This is a genomic window from Saccharopolyspora shandongensis (genome assembly GCF_900106995.1).
GTDB lineage: Bacteria > Actinomycetota > Actinomycetes > Mycobacteriales > Pseudonocardiaceae > Saccharopolyspora > Saccharopolyspora shandongensis.
This window is the reverse complement of sequence record NZ_FNOK01000014.1, coordinates 49,641-65,997: the sequence shown is the minus strand read 5'-3', so window position 1 is coordinate 65,997 and position 16,357 is coordinate 49,641. Positions and strand designations below refer to the sequence as shown.

Here is a 16,357-nt window from a genome sequence, read left to right as displayed (position 1 = left end):
GACCTCGCCCAGCGCACAGGCGCACCCGAACAATACCCCCCGGGGTATCGGAGGTGAATCGAAGTGACTGCAGTGCCCTCACGGCTCGCGGGACTCCGCGTCGAGGTCGTCGAGACCTCGTCGCTGGGAGACCGCAGCTACCTGGCCACCGACGGGCGGCGCGCGGTGGTGATCGACCCCCAGCGCGACGTGGACCGCATCATCGCCCTCGCCGGCCGGCTGGGCACGCGGATCGTGCTGGTCCTGGAAACCCACGTCCACAACGACTACGTCTCCGGCGGCCTGGAGCTCGCCCGGCTGACGGGAGCCGAGTACGGCATCGCCGCGGCCGACGACGCGCCGTTCACCCACCGCCCGCTGCGCGACGGCGACCTGCTCGACGTCGCCGACGGCTTCCGGGTGGGCGTCGTGGCCACGCCCGGGCACACCTTCCACCACCTCTCGTACGTGCTGGAGGGCGACGGCGCACCGGTCGGCGTGTTCACCGGCGGATCCCTGCTCTACGGCACGACCGGGCGCACCGATCTGCTCGGCGAGCAGCACAGCGAAGAACTGGCGCGGCACCAGCACAGGTCGGCCCGGAAGCTCGCCGACCTGCTGCCGGAGGGCACCCAGATCTGGCCCACGCACGGCTTCGGCAGCTTCTGCTCGGCGACCCAGGCCAGCGGCGACTCGTCGACGATCGGCGAGCAGCGTTCGGCCAACCCGGCGTTGTCGCTGGCCGAGCAGGACTTCGTCGACACCACCTTGGCCGGCTTGGACGCCTACCCCGCCTACTACGCGCACATGGGGGCCCGAAACATCGCCGGTCCCGAGCCGCTGGACCTGCGCGCACCCGCCAGGGCGACGCCCGCGGACCTCGCCGAACGCTTGCGGCGCGGTGAATGGGTCATCGACCTGCGGTCCCGCAAGGCCTACGTCGACACGCACCTGGCGGGCACGATCAGCCTCGGCCTGGACGGGCCGATGGCCACCTGGCTGGGCTGGATGATCGACTGGGGCGCACCGATCACGCTGGTCGGCGAGTCGAGCGAGCAGGTCGCCGACGCGCAGCGGGAGCTCGCCCGCATCGGCATCGACCACTTCGCCGCCGCCGCGACCGGGCAGCCCGCGGAGCTGGCCGCCGACGAGTCCCAGCTGGTGAGCACCCCGACCGCCACGTTCGCCGAACTGGCCACCGCGTTGGCCGGCGCACCCGGCGAGCTTCCGAGCGCCGAGGTCGTGCTGGACGTCCGGACCAACAACGAATGGCGCGCTTCGCACGTCGAAGGCGCCGTGCACATCCCGCTCTACGAGCTGGCGGACCGGCTGCCGGAGATCCCGGCCGGATCGGTGTGGGTGCATTGCGGCAGCGGGTACCGGGCAACCGCCGCGGCGTCGCTGCTGGAATCCGCCGGGCGCACCGCCGTCGTCGTCGACGACGCGTTCGCCGCCGCGGGCCCGGCCGGGGTTCCGCTGGCCACCGCGGCATGAGTACACATCTCAGCAGAAGGAGGACCATGACCGGCCCATTATCGTCCACTGTGGACGTTTCTCGTACTCGCGCGCTGCTCGAAAGCGAGCCCCGGACCCGGCTGATCGACGTGCGCACGCCCGGTGAGTTCGCCGCCACGCACATCCCCGGCTCCTACAACGTGCCGCTCGACCTGCTGCGGGAGCGGAAGGCCGAGCTGGCCGCCAAGCACGACGACCCGGTGGTGCTGGTGTGCGGCTCCGGCGTCCGGGCCGAGGACGCCAGCACCCTGCTCGCCGCCGCCGGACTGGGTCGGCTGACCGTCCTCGCGGGCGGCATCAACGCGTGGGACCAGCAGGGCGCGCCGGTCGTGCGCGGAACCGGCAAGTGGGCGATGGAACGCCAGGTGCGGCTGGTCGCCGGATCGCTGGTGCTGACCGGCGTCCTGGCCAGCGTCGTCGCACCGAAGATGAAGTGGCTGGCCGGATTGATTGGTGGCGGACTCACGTTCTCCGCGCTGAGCAACACCTGCGCGATGGCGCGGGCGCTCTCGCTGCTGCCGTATAACCGGACTCCGGCGCAGGACGCGCCGACGCTGCTCGCGGCGCTGACCGCGGACGACGCGCCGGCCCGCTGAAGCGATGCTGCTGGCCGCGGTTTTCGGCGCCGTGATCGGCCTTTCGGTAGGCATGCTCGGCGCCGGTGGTTCCATCCTGGCGGTCCCGGCGCTCGTCTACGGCGTCGGGCAGCCGCTGAGCACCGCGATCCCGACCGCGTTGGTGGTGGTGGCCGCGTCGTCCATCGGCGGGCTGTCGTCCCGGGCCCGGCTGCGTGCGGTGCAGTGGCCGGTGGCGCTGGTGTTCGGCGCCGCCGGCCTGCCGGGGACCTTCGCCGGCACTGCGCTCGGCCGGGAGTTCCCGCAGCGCTGGCTGCTGCTGGCCTTCGCGGCGCTCATGGTCGTCGTGGCCGTGCGCATGTTCACCGGCAACGACGAGCACACCGGCGCATGCCGGATGCCGGACGGCGGTATCGATCATCGCCGCTGCCTGCCGAGGTCGGCAGCGGCCGGAGCCGGCGTCGGCGTGCTCACCGGGCTGTTCGGGGTCGGCGGCGGCTTCGTCGTCGTCCCGGCGCTGTCCATGCTGCTCGGCCTGGCCGCGCCGCAGGCCGTGGCCACCTCCCTGGTGGTGGTGCTGATCAACGCGAGCAGCGGGCTGTTCGCGCACCTCGGCACTGCGGGCGGCCTCGATGTGGGCGTGCTGATCGCGTTCGCCGGTACGGCGATGCTCGTGTCAGTGGCCGCGGGCAGGTTCGCGGCTCGCCTCCCGGCAATCGCCGTCCGCCGCGCGTTCGCCTGCGTCGTGCTGGCCGTAGCACTGGGCGTGGGCATCTCGTCCGCACTCGGTCTGTCCACTGTGGGCTGACTGGCGGGGAGGCCCGGGCCGCCATGGAGCGGCGACGCGAGGAACAATTTCCGCGCGCCAGTCACGAATGGTGACTTGCCGAGCATTCCAAATGCACGGCAAGTCACCGAGTGGCTGCACCGGACTCTTCCCGAAACCGCGAGTTCCCCGGCGAGCCGGGCTCGGTAGGCCGCGAGTCGACTCATGCGGTTGCCCACCAGCGCGCCGATGAGGTGGCCCTGCCGGTGGTAGGTGATGTCGAGCCGCCCGGCTTCCGGCTCGCGGCTTTGTTTACGCTACCCCCCTAGCGTATATTCAAGATCCCGCGCTGTGCTCCCCAGCGCGGGAGCGCACTGGTCAGACCGTCGGCTTGCGGGCGACAAGTCTCTCGACGATCCCCAGCTTGAAACGATCGTGCTGCTCGATGCCGAACCCGGCGGCCCGCACGTGCTTGATGGGGCGACGCCGGAAGTTCTCGCCACCCAACGGGATCGTGACGACTTCCAGCAGCCGCTGCACGACCCGAACCGGCCACGACGTGCTCACCACGTGGTCGGCCAGGAGCAACCGCCCACCCGGCCGCAGAACGCGCTTCATCTCGCCGACCGCCACCCGATCGTCTGGAATCGCGCACAGGGAAAAGGTGCAGACCACGGTGTCGAACGAGGCGTCCAGGAACTCAAGCCGCTGGGCATCGCCGATGCTCAGCGCAACCTGGCGGCCCGCCTCTTCCGCACGACGGCGCGCGTGGTCGAGCATGCCCGGACTCAGATCGACCCCGGTGAGGCGCACGTCGTCGGAGTACGAGGCGAGGTTCAGCCCGGTACCGATGGCGACTTCGAGGACCTCGCCTTCGGCTTGCCCGCACAGCCACTGCCTCGTGTCACCGAAGAACTTCCGGTCCATGAAACCCATCTGGCGGTCGTATCCGCCGGAGTGCCGATCCCAATAGCGCCGCAGCCGGTCGAGGTTCGCCCTGTCCGACATCACAGACTCCGTCCCCTGTCACACGCGAGCACTGCACCGACACGGCCAAGCTACTACGAACTCGCCCCTCCCGAACATCATCTACTACGAACCTTAGTAGACGCCGCGCGGAGCTCACCGGCCGGATCAACCGGCGAGCAACCCGTCCGACCAGGCAGCCTCCACAAGCTTGACTCGCATACCCTCAGGGGGTATAAATCTGGATGTCGCCGATACCCCCTAGGGGTAGAAGCGGCGAACCGGACGACATGACACCGAGGAGCTCCTGATGGCCGAGTCCACCTACACCGTCGTCGGCATGACCTGCGGGCACTGCGTGCAGGCGGTGACCGAGGAGGTCGGCAAGATCGGCGGCGTCTCCGGCGTGGCCGTCGACCTGCCCACCGGCACCGTCACCGTGACCAGCGCCGACGCGGTCAGCGTCGCCGATGTGCGGGCCGCCGTCGAAGAGGCCGGCTACGAACTGGCCCCCAGCTGACCGCCACTCCCGATCGGGCCGGGAATCCGCCCGGGCTCCCGGCCCGGCCAGCAGCACAGTGAGGAATCGTCATGAACACAGCAGGCAAGCTCTCCGCCTACGGTGCGGTGCTCGCCCTGGTCGCCGGTGGCGCCTGGGCGGCCGGTACCGCCGTCGGTCCCTTCGCCACCACGTCCGCCGCGAGCGGTCACGGCGACATGCCCGGCGGTGAGGTCGCCGGACACGGGGACGCCCACGGCGGCACCGTCGCGGAGACCGACCTGCCCGACGGACTGGCGTCGTCCAGGGGCGGCTACACCCTCGCGCCCACCGACACGACGCAGGCCACCGGCACCACCGAGCCCTTCTCCTTCCGCATCCTCGGCCCGGACGGCAACGCGGTCACCGGGTTCGACGTCGAGCACGACAAGCGGATGCACCTCATCGTGGTGCGCCGTGACACCGCGGGATTCCAGCACCTGCACCCGGAGATGACGGCGGACGGCACCTGGACCGTTCCGCTGAACCTGCCCGAGGCCGGCAGCTACCGGGTCTTCGCCGACTTCACCGCGACCGGCGCCGAGGCGGCCACCCTGGGCACCGACATCGCCGCCGGCGGGGCCTTCGCACCGCGCGACTTCGCTCCTTCCCGAGTCGCGGAGGTCGACGGCTACCGGGTCCGGCTGGACGGCGAACTCGTTCCCGGCCAGGCCTCCCCCGTCCGGCTCGCGGTCACCAAGGACGGCCGACCCGTCACCGACCTGCAGCCCTACCTCTCCGCCTACGGACACCTGGTGGCGCTGCGCGAAGGCGACCTGGCCTACCTGCACGTGCACCCCGACGGAGCGCCCGGCGACGGCAGGACGGCACCCGGCCCGGAGATCGACTTCGTCGCGGAAGTCCCCACCTCCGGTACCTACCGGCTGTTCCTGGACTTCCAGCACGACGGCGTCGTGCGCACCGCGGAGTTCACCGTGGACACCGCGGGCGACGCCACCCCGGAAACCCGGCGCGGTGACGGCCACGCCGGTCACGCCGGCTGACCGAAGAGCTTGAGCAGCAAGGAGAAATCGGCATGACCGCCATGGAACGAACCCCGCACACCACCAGCGAACTCGAACTCTCGATCTCCGGCATGACGTGCGCCTCTTGCGCGGCGCGCATCGAGCGCAAGCTGAACAAGCTCGACGGCGTCTCGGCGACCGTCAACTACGCCACCGAAAAGGCGAAGGTCAGCGCCCCGGAAGGCATCGACCCGCAACAGCTCATCGCGGAGGTCGAGGCCGCGGGATACGGCGCGACCCTGCCCAGGACCGAACAGGACGGCGGCCCGGCGGCCGAGCAGGACGACGAGGAAGCCGACTCGACCCGAACCCTGCGGCAGCGGCTGATCACATCGGTCGTGCTGTCCGTGCCCGTGATCGCGCTGGCGATGGTCCCGGCCCTGCAGTTCACCTACTGGCAGTGGATCTCGCTGACGCTGGCCGCACCGGTGCTGGTGTGGGGCGCCTGGCCGTTCCACAAGGCGGCGTGGACGAACCTGCGCCACGGCGCGGCCACGATGGACACCCTGGTGTCCATGGGCACCATCGCGGCGTTCCTGTGGTCCCTGTACGCGCTGCTGTTCGGCACCGCGGGCACGCCCGGCATGACGCACCCCTTCGAGCTGACCATCCAGCGCACCGATGGCGCGGGCTCGATCTACCTGGAGGTCGCGGCAGGGGTGACGACGTTCATCCTGGCCGGGCGCTACTTCGAAGCCCGGTCGAAGCGACGTGCGGGTGCGGCGTTGCGGGCGTTGCTGGAGCTCGGCGCGAAGGACGTCGCGGTGCTCCGCGACGGCCGCGAGGTCCGCATCCCCACCGCCGAACTCGCCGCCGGAGACCGGTTCGTCGTCCGGCCGGGCGAGAAGATCGCCACCGACGGCGTGATCGAAGAGGGCAACTCGGCGGTCGACGCCAGCATGCTCACCGGCGAATCCGTCCCGGTCGAGGTCGGTCCCGGCGACAACGTCGTCGGTGCCACCGTCAACGCCGGCGGCCGGCTGGTGGTGCGGGCGACCCGGGTCGGTTCGGACACCCAGCTCGCCCAGATGGCCAAGCTGGTCGAGGACGCGCAGACCGGCAAGGCCGCCGTGCAGCGGCTCGCGGACCGGATCTCGGCCGTGTTCGTGCCGATCGTGATCGCGCTGTCGGTGGGCACGCTGGCGTTCTGGCTGGGCTCGGGCGCTGGACTGGCGGCAGCGTTCACCGCCGCCGTCGCGGTGCTGATCATCGCCTGCCCGTGCGCCCTGGGCCTGGCCACCCCGACCGCGCTGCTGGTCGGCACGGGTCGCGGCGCGCAGCTCGGCATCCTGATCAAGGGCCCGGAAGTGCTGGAGTCCACCCGGCGCATCGACACGGTCGTCCTGGACAAGACCGGCACCGTCACCACCGGCCAGATGGAACTCGTCGACGTCCACCTCGCCGCCGGCACCGACCGCGACGAGGTCCTGCGGATCGCCGGGGCGCTGGAGAACGCCTCCGAACACCCCATCGCCCGCGCCATCGCACGCGGCGCGGAGCAGGCGGTGGGCGAGCTGCCCGCGGTGGAGGGCTTCACCAACGTGGCAGGCCTGGGCGTGCAGGGCATCGTCGACGGACGCGCCGTGCTGGTCGGCCGCTCGGCGCTGCTGGCGGAGTGGAGCCAGCCGCTGACCGCGGAGCTCGCCGCGGCGAAGGCCGCCGCGGAAGCAGAAGGCCGCACCGCGGTGGCGGTCGCCTGGGACGGGCAGGCTCGGGCGGTGCTGGTCGTCGCCGACACCGTCAAGCCCACCTCGGCGCAGGCCATCGCGCAGCTGCGGGAGCTCGGCCTCACCCCGGTGCTGCTCACCGGCGACAACGAGGCCGTCGCGAAGTCCGTGGCCAAGCAGGTCGGCATCGACGAGGTCATCGCCGAGGTGCTGCCGAAGGACAAGGTCGACGTGGTCACGCGCCTGCAGGGCGAGGGCAAGGTCGTGGCGATGGTCGGCGACGGCGTCAACGACGCCGCCGCGCTCGCCCAGGCCGACCTCGGCCTGGCCATGGGCACCGGCACCGACGTCGCCATCGAGGCCAGCGACCTGACCCTGGTCCGCGGCGACCTCCGCGCCGCCGTCGACGCCATCCGGCTGTCCCGCCGCACCCTGCGCACCATCAGGGGCAACCTGTTCTGGGCCTTCGCCTACAACGTCGCGGCCCTCCCGCTGGCCGCGGCGGGACTGCTCAACCCGATGATCGCCGGGGCGGCAATGGCGTTCAGCTCGGTGTTCGTGGTCAGCAACAGCCTGCGGCTGCGCGGCTTCCGCAGCACCGCGGGAGACCCGGGCGAACCCGCCCTGGTCATCGACCGACGGGAACCGGTGACCGCGCACAACTGACCGCCCGAACCGAACGGGCCGCCACGCAGGACGTGGTGGCCCGTTCGGCTTTTCGCCGTTGATGAGACCTGCACCCGCAGGGCTTCAGCTCGGCGCGTGTGCCATTCGGCGGCCGTTGAGCAGGGCGAGCAGCGCGCCTGCCGCCAGCAAGATCGCGAGGGCCGCGTAGCCGTAGGCGAGGGTGGCGAACGTCGCCACGCCGGCCACGAGGAGAGGGCCGCCGGCGTCGCCGAGCTCGCGGCCGAGTTCGGCGGAGCCCATGGTCTGGCCCATGCGCTCCTCGGGAGTCGAGGCGGCCAGGGCGGCGAAGCCGAGCGGGGTGATCAGCCCGGTGCCGGCGCCGATGAGGGCGGCGGCGGCCAGCACGCCGATCAGGCCGGGCAGCACCGCAGCGGCGAGGCCGACCGCGGTGGCGAGCAGTCCGGCGATCAACCCGGTGCGCGTGGTCAGGCGTCCGTCGTCCAAGGCGCGGCCTGCCTTGGGCTGGACCACGGCGGCCGTTGCGGCCAGGACGGAGACGGCGGCGCCCGTCGCGATGGTGCCGAGCCCGGCCGCAGCGCCGGAGACGGGCAGGAAACCGACGCCGACGGAGAGCGCGGCGGTCGCAGCGGCCAGGGCGGCGGTGGGAGCGAGGAAGGAACGGTCCGCCAGGCGCCGCGCGAGGTCGGCAACCGTCTGCCGCTTGCGGGGCAGCGGGGGCACGGCAGGCACCACGAACGCTGCCCACAGCGCGACGGCCGCCGCGCACAGAGCCATCACAAAGAAGAGCAGCCGCAGGCCGCCACCCCAGACGAGGACGCCACCGAGCAGCGGGCCGAGTGTGTAACCGATGGACTTGTAGAAGCCGTAGCTGCCGAACGCGCGGCCTCGCTTGGCGGCCGGGTTGAGGCGGGCGACCATGGCGGAGGCGGAGGGCGAGAACGCGGAGGCAGCGGCGCCCTGGCCGAGGCGGGCGGCCCACAACCAGCCGGGACTGTCCGCGATCACGTACAGCGCGGAGGCCGCGGCGAACGCGATCAGGCCGCCGAGGAGGACCGGCTTGCCGCCGACCCGGTCGGCCAGCGAGCCGAAGACCGGCTTGAGCACCACCTCGGCGCCGTCGTAGAGGGCGAGCAGCCCGCCCAGGACGATCAGGGAAGTGACGGCGTCCGCGGAGAATCCGCCCAGGTTCGCGGCGATGCCGTGCGCGCCGAAGGCGGTGGTGAAGCCGGCCGCGTAAAGCGGCCACATCACCCGGCTCAGGGCGGCCGGGGAAATGGGCTGGTGGGTCACGATGCGTCCTCGTCGGTCGAGTGCGGCGCAGCGAAGACCGGCGGCCGTGCACTACTCGAAGCACTCGGCGGAGTGTTCGTCACGCGGATAAACGTATCACGTGTTACATGCGTCATCGTGACGCCTGCGAGCACACGTGGGCGCCACCTCGCTCAGCGGAAGAGATCACCGCGAGCCCGCCGGTCCGGCTGCGGCAGTCCCGGCCGCCAGCCAGACGATCACGAAGTTGTGCCTTGCCACACCGCACCCGGCGAGACGGACACGTCAAAGCCGTTGGCGTTGCCCTACGCGGAGCCTGCGATAGCGTCCTGCGAAGGCTGCGCTCGCGAGGCGTCGCACGCCGAGGCACGTCTCGCCCGCCACTATCGGAAGAAGGAATCACGCATGAGCAGCACCGCCGCCACTCACCAAGCCGACACGTCGGCGAAGGCGGATTCCACCGAGTACGACGTCGTGGTGCTCGGCGCCGGGCCCGTGGGCGAGAACGTCGCCGACCGCACCCGAGCGGCCGGCCTCTCCACCGCGATCATCGAGAGCGAGCTGATCGGCGGCGAATGCTCGTACTGGGCCTGCATGCCCAGCAAGGCACTGCTGCGCCCGGTCATCGCCCGAGCCGACGCCCGCCGGGTGCCCGGACTGCGCCAACTGGTCAGCGGCGATCTCGATGCCGCCGCGGTCCTCGCCCACCGGGACTACTACACCTCCCACTGGAAGGACGACGGCCAGGTCGGGTGGCTGGAGAACATCGGCGCCGACATCTACCGCGGCCAAGGCCGCTTCTCCGGACCCCGCACGGTGACCGTGACCGGCCCGGACGGCGAGCAGCACACCCTCATCGCCCGGCACGCCGTCGCCGTCTGCACCGGCAGCCGCGCCCAGCTGCCCGACCTGCCCGGGCTCGCCGACGTACGCCCCTGGACCAGCCGCGAAGCCACCAGCTCCCCAACCGTTCCCGGCCGCCTGATCGTGGTCGGCGGCGGCGTGGTCGCCACCGAGATGGCCACGGCCTGGCAAGCACTCGGCTCGCAGGTCACCGTCCTGGTGCGCGGCAAGGGCCTGCTGCCCCGCATGGAATCCTTCGCCGGCGAGCTCGTCGCCGAGGCACTTTCCGAGGCAGGCGTGGAGATTCGCACCGGCACCTCCATCGCCTCCGTGGTGCGCGAGAACGGCACGGTCGTCGCGACCACCGACGCCGGAGACCGCGTCGAGGCCGACGAGATCCTCTTCGCCACCGGACGCGCTCCGCGCACCGACGACATCGGCCTGGAAACGGTAGGCGTGGAGCCGGGATCCTGGCTGTCCGTGGACGACAGCCTCCTCGTCACCGGCACCGACTGGCTTTACGCCGTCGGCGACGTCAACCACCGCGCGCTGCTCACCCACCAGGGCAAGTACCAGGCCCGGATCGCGGGCGCCGCCATCGCCGCCCGAGCCCAGGGCACGCCCCTGATCGAACCGGCCCCCTGGGGCGCGCACGCCGCGACCGCCGACCACGCCGCCGTCCCGCAGGTCGTCTTCACCGACCCGGAGGCCGCGGCCGTCGGCCTCACGTTCACCGAGGCCCAGCAGGCCGGGCACCGCGTCCGCGCCGTCGACGTCGAGTTCTCCTCGGTCGCCGGCGCGGGCCTGTACGCCGACGGCTACCACGGCCGCGCTCGCATGGTCGTCGACCTCGACGGCGAAATCCTCCTCGGCGTCACCTTCGTCGGGCCCGGCGTCGGCGAACTCATCCACTCGGCCACCATCGCCGTCGCCGGCCAGGTCCCGGTCGGCCGCCTCTGGCACGCCGTGCCGTCGTACCCGACGATCAGCGAGGTGTGGCTTCGGTTCCTGGAGGCCTACCAGGGCTGACGGCCCCCACCCGCCAAGAGCCCGACGCCGGTGGCGGTTTCGCGCGAAACCGCCATCCCGCCCACGCGAAACGCCGGTTTCGCGCGAAACCGCCATCCCGCATCCTTGGCAGCCGTGTCCCACTCGTGACCGCGCACCAATCCGGAACGCCCCTGCGGTCAGCGCGGGGCGGCGAGCTCCAGCTCGATGGCGGTTCTGAGCGCCTCGTACGTCGGCATCCTCGGCAACTGGATCCCGTTGACGTAGAAGGTAGGGGTGCCCTGGACGCCGATGCTGAGGCCGTCCTGGAAGTCGGCTTGGACGCGTTCGGCCGTCGCCGGGGAGTCGAGCTCGGCTTCGAACGCCGCGACGTCGAGGCCGAGCTCGCGCGCGAATCCGACGAACGTCGGGCGGTGGTCCACCTGCTGGTCGCCCCATTGCGCCTGCGTCTCGTACATCTTCCGGTACATCGCCTCGAGCTTCCCCTGCCGGCCCGCGGCTTCGACCGATCGCGCGGCGAGATCGGCGTTGCGGTGGCTGGGAATCGGGAAGTAGCGCATGACGAAGGTGACTCGGCCCGAGTACTCCTGGCGAAGCGTCTCCACCGCAGGGTACGCGGCCCGGCACGCCTCGCATTCGAGGTCGAGGAACTCGACGACGGTCACCCGATCGCCGGGTCCGGCGGTCAGCTTGTGGCTGTTCGGACGAACCAGGATCTCCGCAGGCACCGGAGTCGACGACGCCTGCTCGGCGACCTGCCCCGACGGATTGCTCGGGCGCATGACGATCAGCAGCATCGTCACCACGACCGCGGACGCCGCCACGACCACCGCCGTGAGTTTCATGTTCGCCGTCACGTGCTCACATCCATCCCACAAGTCCTCGACACGACGAAAGTCGACTCCAGGAAGGTGATTCCGTCCCGGCTATCTACTAGATAGAATAGTAGTCCAGTTTTGGACTGGTGGTGCACCGGGTCGAGGCGCCGGAGTCGTATCCTCGGCTGCGAACGATCGGAGGGGACATGCGCGGTCTGGGCGAGCTCGAAGACTCCGTGATGGACGTGCCGTGGCGATCCGATGAACCGATGTCGGTCCTCGCGGTGCTGGCGGAGATCAACGAGACGCGGGAACTCGCCTACCCGACCGTGATGACGGTCCTCGACAACCTCTTTCGCAAAGGTTGGGTCGACCGGGAACTCCGCAGCAGGGCCTACCTCTACACGCCGCTCGAGAATCGGGACGAGGCGGCGGCGCGCCTGCTGCGGGAAATGCTCGAGCCCAGCGCCGATCTGGGAGCGGTTCTCCTGCACTTCACCCAGTCCGCCTCCGACGAGCAGTCGGAAGACTGCGCCGGGGGGTTGCGACGGAGACCTCGCCCCAAGAAGTGAACGAAACCCGTTGGGACGAGGCGGTGTTCGCCGGAGCACGTTGCCCGAGTTCGCCGGTCAGCTGGGCGCCGGGAGCGGTTGCGCACCGCGCTCGGCGAGCAGCTGCTTCATGACTTCGATCTCCGCGCCTTGCGCGTTCAGCATCTGCTGAGCGAGGTTGCGCACCTGGGGCAGCTCCGCGCGCTCCGCCGCCTCGCTCATCATGGGCGCCCCGCCCTGGTGGTGCCGCACCATGAGCTGGAGGAAGAACGTGTCTAACTCGGCTCCCGCCAGACCGCGCAGCTTCGCCAGTTCCTCCGCCGAAGCCATCCCCGGCATCGCCGCGGTCGCCTGGGATCCCTGCCCGTGCCGGTCGTGCGACGGCATCTGACGCATCCAGGTCATGTACCCGCCGAGCGGCGATTCGGGCTGGTTCCACAGGCCGAGCCAGCCCTTCATGCGTCCGGCCTGCTCCAGTTGCGATGTCTCGATGTCGAAGGCCAATTGCCTGATCGTCGGATCCACGCTGCGTTCGCGCGCGATGTTCGCCATCTGGACGCCCTGGAGGTGGTGCGCGCTCATGTCCTGCGCGAAGCCCACGTCCACCGATTCGGCGGCCTTCGCCTCCCCGCGATCCGGTGTCGCGACGAACAGCGCCCCCGCGGCGATCAGCAGCCCGACCGCCAGCAGAACCCCGGCGGCGAGGACGAGCTTCAGCGGGCGGGATATGCCGTGTTCCCCGGTCATCGCGCTCACATCCAGTTCCCTTGCCCCGCACCGGTCCCGTTCCCGGCCGCCATGGGCACGGCGTCGGCGCCCGGCGGATTCGGGTCGAAGGGCGGCGGCGCGTCGGGGTCGAACTGGCCGGCGCCGAGGGCGTCGCAGGACGCCCCGACCTCGGGGTGGGTGTACTGGTTGGTGCGGGTGGCCCGGATGAACTGGTCGACGCGCGGGTCGTCGGCGCGCTCGACCTTGAGCTGACGCCCCCACGACTGCAGCGAGATCGGCTTGTCCAGTCCCGGGTACGGCGACATCGTCAGGTACTGCTGCCCTTGGACCTTCTCCCGGAGGGCGGCAACACCCGCGCCATCAACGCCTTCCGGGTTGTAGGTGATCCACACCGCACCGTGTTCGAGGGAGTGGATGAAGTTCTCCGTCCGGACCGGGCTTTCGTAGACCACGCCGTTGCACGACGCCCAGGCCCCGTCGTGCGGACCTCCGTAAGGCGGGCTGGCGTCGTAGTTGACGCGCTGAGCCGGCGTCACGTGCTTCCCCGCCTCGTAATCCTGGGCCACGACACCGGGAATCTTCCGCGCCGGGTCCCGGTTCGTCTCCGACGGCGTCCACTCGGCGACGGCGGCCTCGCGCTCCGCCTTGGCCGAGTGCTGCACGTAGACGTACCCGAAGATGGAGCCGGCGAAGACGACGACAACCGCCACCGCCGCGACCATGACCCAGGAGACGGAATTGCGCCGCACCGCGGCGACGCTGTTCTTCCCGGGCTGCTTCCCACTCATCATTCTCGACCGCCTCGAGTCCGTCATTTACCAGCTTCGACAGTGGTTTTCGGCCACCTGGGAACGGGGCTGCAGCTCACCCGACGATGCGCCGAGCGCCGATGTAGTGGCCGTCGCCCTTGGCCGACCGCACGTCCACCAGCTGGCCTTCGGTGGGGGCGTCGATCATCTTCCCGCCGCCGACGTACATGCCGACGTGGTGAATCTTCGAGGGACTGCCGCTGCCGTCGTCGAAGAAGATCAGGTCTCCCGGCTGCAGCTGGTCCTTCGAGACCGGCCGCCCCACACCCCACTGGGCCCGGCTGTTGCCCGGAATGGTGATCCCGGCCTGCTTGTACGCCCAGTAGGTCAGGCCGGAGCAGTCGAACGTGCCGGGCCCCTTGGAGCCCCAGACGTACTCGGAACCTCGTTTCGACAGGGCCGCCTGCAGGGCGGTGTTCGCCGCACCGGGCGGCCCGAGGTAGCTGCCGGAGTCGACCGGTCCCTTCAGGCCGGCCTTCTCCTCGGAGCTCAGCTCGTTCATCGCCTCGCGCAGGTCGCCGACCTGCTTGTCCAGGTCTCGCTTCCGGTTTCGCACGTCCTCCAGGAGCCTGGCCGCCGCATCGGCGGCCTCCTGCGCTCGCAGCTCGGCCGACTCGGCAGTGCCACGAGCCTCAGCGGCGCTAGCGGAGGCGCGAGCGTAGCTGCTCAGGACTTCGCCGTTGTCCGCGGCCATCACCTCGAGGGCGGTGGCGCGGTCGAGGAACGCGTCGGGATTCTCGCTGGCGAGCAAGGCCGAGAGCCCGTTGAGCCGCGAACCGCGATATGCCGCGCCCGCGAGCTCGTCGACCCGGCCCTGCAAGCGCGTTTCATCCGCCCGGCTCTGCTGCTCGACGCTCCTGGCCGCGGCCACTTGCGCCTTCGCGGCGTCGAGTTCGGCCCGCTTCCTGTCGAGTTCGTCCTGAGCGACGAGGACGTCCTCGTTCGCCTTGCTCGCGTCTTCGCTCAGCTGCTTGTAACGCCTCATCTCGGCGGAACCGCTTCCCGGATCCGACGGCTGCGCAACCGCGGGCAAGGCCACCGACACTGCCGCCACGGCCACCGCGGAGGCCGAGACCGCACTCCGCATCGAACGCTTCAACTGGCGCAAAGCCACGCTGGACCGCTCTCCTTCGTCTCTACGAGCTCTCGCCGGCGGTCGGTCGGACACATGGCCTCAGCCGCCCGGAGAGCCTGCACTGGTGTCGTCGATGTGGGCTCCCCGCGACCCGGGAGCGAAACCTACTCGACGACCGAACACTTGTCTACTACTCACGCTAGTACCTAATCTACTAGCTCACCTAGTAGACGATCTATAGTGGCCCTGCAGGAGCTCCGGTGTGCGACGCCCCGGATACCGGAGGCACTGCTCGGCCGCTCACGCGGTGGGGTTCACGCTCAGGAGGCATGATTGACGACAGTTGCGCCGCAGCCGGTCGCTACGCGGCCCCGCCCGAAACGCACGACGGTCGAGGGGTCGTTCCTGGCGAGAGCGTTCCGCACCACGGACCACAAGCAGATCGGCGCCTTCATCCTGGGCGCCTCGATGCTGCCGTTCCTCTACAACGCGTTCGAGAGCTACCGCTACGGCGAGGTCGTCACGGTCGACGACCCGTCGGGCTACGGCAACTCCCTGTAATGGGCGACCTCCTGCCCACCGCCGCGGCACAACTTCACCGAGCTACCCCGCATCCGCTCCGAGCGCCCGACCTTCGAGCTGCACTACCCGCACATCGCCGAACGCATGCGGCTGGAGGCCCCATCTCAGCCTCACCGGCAAAACCCTCGCCCACGGCGACGACAAAGCCATACGAGGAGCGGAACGGTCGGAGCAGGCATAGGAATCCGCTCGCCCGGACCCCACCTGCAAACGAGACCTCGGCCTCACCTCGGAGGCCGAGTTCTCGCTCACATTTCCCGGACTTTCCTCGACCGACGACGGGGCGCCCGAGGCCGATCCACCGACCACGAGCTTCCACCTAATCATCTCCGAGTATCCACTATAGACATATTCCGGCAGTCACCCGATCGCGTTGCCACGCAAGAAAGAACACGTCATCGGCATGCCATCGCCAAGACCAACCCCGCCGAGCAGCGCCCGACAGCACGCGCTACAGTTGTCACTGTGCGAACCCAACCGTTCACGGTCCGCCACATCGGCGACGCTTGGTTGTGCATCGTGCTTTTCGCGTTGACGGCGTTCCTCGCCACGCACGTGGTGGTCGGACTCGCCCCAGCGCACCCGGCCGGCATCCACGCGGGCGCCAACGCTTCGAGCCTCCCGAGCCAGGACTGCGACCAGTCCCCGGGCGACGACGGCACCGAGAAGCATGGCCCGGCCGACTTGCATTGCGGGCTTTCCGCGCGGGACATCTCGCCGGTCCCGGCTCTCGTCGCAGCGACGACGGACCCGGTGGCGTGGCCGTCCTTCCTCCGCAGTGATCGCGGGTGGGTTTCGCTCACGAGTTCCTCGCACCCGGCACTGCCGCCGAGCGGGCGTCAGATCCTCGCTTCCTCGTGCACCTCGCGAACATGATCAGCGCTCGCCTTCCACGCTGATCACGTTCACCGTGCCTTTTCTCAGCGCGACCGGGGATCCTCCGGTCACGCCGGTCCGGCACGCCTTCCTGCCCTGCGCATGTACGCGCAGCGAT

The 16,357-nt window shown here is 70.5% G+C and carries 15 protein-coding genes and 1 pseudogene; 10 read left to right on the top strand and 6 right to left on the bottom strand.

Annotated elements, in window-relative coordinates; translation table 11 throughout:
• Positions 1-63: 63 nt before the first annotated feature.
• Genes BLW84_RS17065 through BLW84_RS17055 form a run of 3 tightly spaced genes read left to right on the top strand, consistent with a single transcriptional unit; the run spans position 64 to position 2,877 of the window.
• Positions 64-1,473: an MBL fold metallo-hydrolase gene (locus tag BLW84_RS17065; protein WP_245761203.1), complete on the top strand. Its 1,410-nt coding sequence runs from the start codon at positions 64-66 to the stop codon at positions 1,471-1,473.
• 26 nt (positions 1,474-1,499) lie between these two features.
• On the top strand, positions 1,500-2,090 hold the full coding sequence (locus tag BLW84_RS17060; protein ID WP_218157351.1) for a rhodanese-like domain-containing protein: 591 nt from the start codon (positions 1,500-1,502) through the stop codon (positions 2,088-2,090).
• Positions 2,091-2,094: 4 nt separating this feature from the next.
• Positions 2,095-2,877, top strand: coding sequence for a sulfite exporter TauE/SafE family protein (locus BLW84_RS17055; RefSeq protein WP_093266470.1), 783 nt, complete (start codon positions 2,095-2,097; stop codon positions 2,875-2,877).
• Positions 2,878-3,213: 336 nt separating this feature from the next.
• Here BLW84_RS17055 and BLW84_RS17050 read toward each other — a convergent pair whose 3' ends face one another.
• The gene (locus BLW84_RS17050; protein ID WP_093266469.1) at positions 3,214-3,843 is read right to left on the bottom strand and encodes a class I SAM-dependent methyltransferase; all 630 of its coding nucleotides are present in this window, start codon (positions 3,841-3,843) and stop codon (positions 3,214-3,216) included.
• A 268-nt stretch (positions 3,844-4,111) separates the two neighbouring features.
• On the opposite strand from BLW84_RS17050, the gene BLW84_RS17045 reads away from it, so the two are divergent.
• From BLW84_RS17045 to BLW84_RS17035, 3 genes are all read left to right on the top strand, one after another.
• The gene (locus BLW84_RS17045) at positions 4,112-4,321 is read left to right on the top strand and encodes a heavy-metal-associated domain-containing protein (RefSeq protein ID WP_093266467.1); all 210 of its coding nucleotides are present in this window, start codon (positions 4,112-4,114) and stop codon (positions 4,319-4,321) included.
• A gap of 71 nt (positions 4,322-4,392) precedes the next feature.
• Positions 4,393-5,343: a hypothetical protein gene (locus BLW84_RS17040; RefSeq protein WP_093266466.1), complete on the top strand. Its 951-nt coding sequence runs from the start codon at positions 4,393-4,395 to the stop codon at positions 5,341-5,343.
• A 32-nt stretch (positions 5,344-5,375) separates the two neighbouring features.
• Entirely contained in the window at positions 5,376-7,697 is a 2,322-nt protein-coding gene (locus BLW84_RS17035; protein WP_093266464.1) for a heavy metal translocating P-type ATPase, read from the top strand.
• Between the two features lie 84 nt (positions 7,698-7,781).
• Here BLW84_RS17035 and BLW84_RS17030 read toward each other — a convergent pair whose 3' ends face one another.
• Entirely contained in the window at positions 7,782-8,969 is a 1,188-nt protein-coding gene (locus tag BLW84_RS17030; RefSeq protein ID WP_342743155.1) for an MFS transporter, read from the bottom strand.
• 384 nt (positions 8,970-9,353) lie between these two features.
• Between BLW84_RS17030 and BLW84_RS17025 the strand changes: the two genes are divergently transcribed.
• Positions 9,354-10,820 carry a dihydrolipoyl dehydrogenase family protein gene (locus tag BLW84_RS17025; RefSeq protein WP_093266462.1) on the top strand — a complete coding sequence of 489 codons (1,467 nt, stop codon included), beginning with the start codon at positions 9,354-9,356 and terminating at the stop codon, positions 10,818-10,820.
• A 158-nt stretch (positions 10,821-10,978) separates the two neighbouring features.
• Here the strand turns inward: BLW84_RS17025 and BLW84_RS17020 are convergent, their stop codons facing one another.
• Positions 10,979-11,656 (bottom strand): DsbA family protein, encoded by a 678-nt coding sequence (locus BLW84_RS17020; protein ID WP_093266461.1) that lies wholly within the window; start codon positions 11,654-11,656, stop codon positions 10,979-10,981.
• A gap of 167 nt (positions 11,657-11,823) precedes the next feature.
• Here BLW84_RS17020 and BLW84_RS17015 point away from each other — a divergent pair, with 167 nt between their 5' ends.
• The gene (locus BLW84_RS17015; RefSeq protein WP_093266459.1) at positions 11,824-12,189 is read left to right on the top strand and encodes a BlaI/MecI/CopY family transcriptional regulator; all 366 of its coding nucleotides are present in this window, start codon (positions 11,824-11,826) and stop codon (positions 12,187-12,189) included.
• Between the two features lie 57 nt (positions 12,190-12,246).
• Here the strand turns inward: BLW84_RS17015 and BLW84_RS17010 are convergent, their stop codons facing one another.
• From BLW84_RS17010 to BLW84_RS17000, 3 genes are all read right to left on the bottom strand, one after another.
• Entirely contained in the window at positions 12,247-12,915 is a 669-nt protein-coding gene (locus BLW84_RS17010; RefSeq protein WP_093266630.1) for a DUF305 domain-containing protein, read from the bottom strand.
• A 5-nt stretch (positions 12,916-12,920) separates the two neighbouring features.
• Positions 12,921-13,688 carry a thioredoxin-like domain-containing protein gene (locus tag BLW84_RS17005; protein ID WP_093266458.1) on the bottom strand — a complete coding sequence of 256 codons (768 nt, stop codon included), beginning with the start codon at positions 13,686-13,688 and terminating at the stop codon, positions 12,921-12,923.
• Between the two features lie 73 nt (positions 13,689-13,761).
• Positions 13,762-14,691, bottom strand: coding sequence for a C40 family peptidase (locus BLW84_RS17000; RefSeq protein WP_245761202.1), 930 nt, complete (start codon positions 14,689-14,691; stop codon positions 13,762-13,764).
• A gap of 531 nt (positions 14,692-15,222) precedes the next feature.
• Between BLW84_RS17000 and BLW84_RS16995 the strand changes: the two are divergent.
• Together BLW84_RS16995 and BLW84_RS47500 are read left to right on the top strand one after the other, a co-directional pair.
• A pseudogene (locus BLW84_RS16995) lies at positions 15,223-15,544 on the top strand (cytochrome ubiquinol oxidase subunit I); the annotation flags it as partial.
• 284 nt (positions 15,545-15,828) lie between these two features.
• Positions 15,829-16,239: a hypothetical protein gene (locus BLW84_RS47500; RefSeq protein ID WP_177226510.1), complete on the top strand. Its 411-nt coding sequence runs from the start codon at positions 15,829-15,831 to the stop codon at positions 16,237-16,239.
• Positions 16,240-16,357 lie beyond the last annotated feature (118 nt).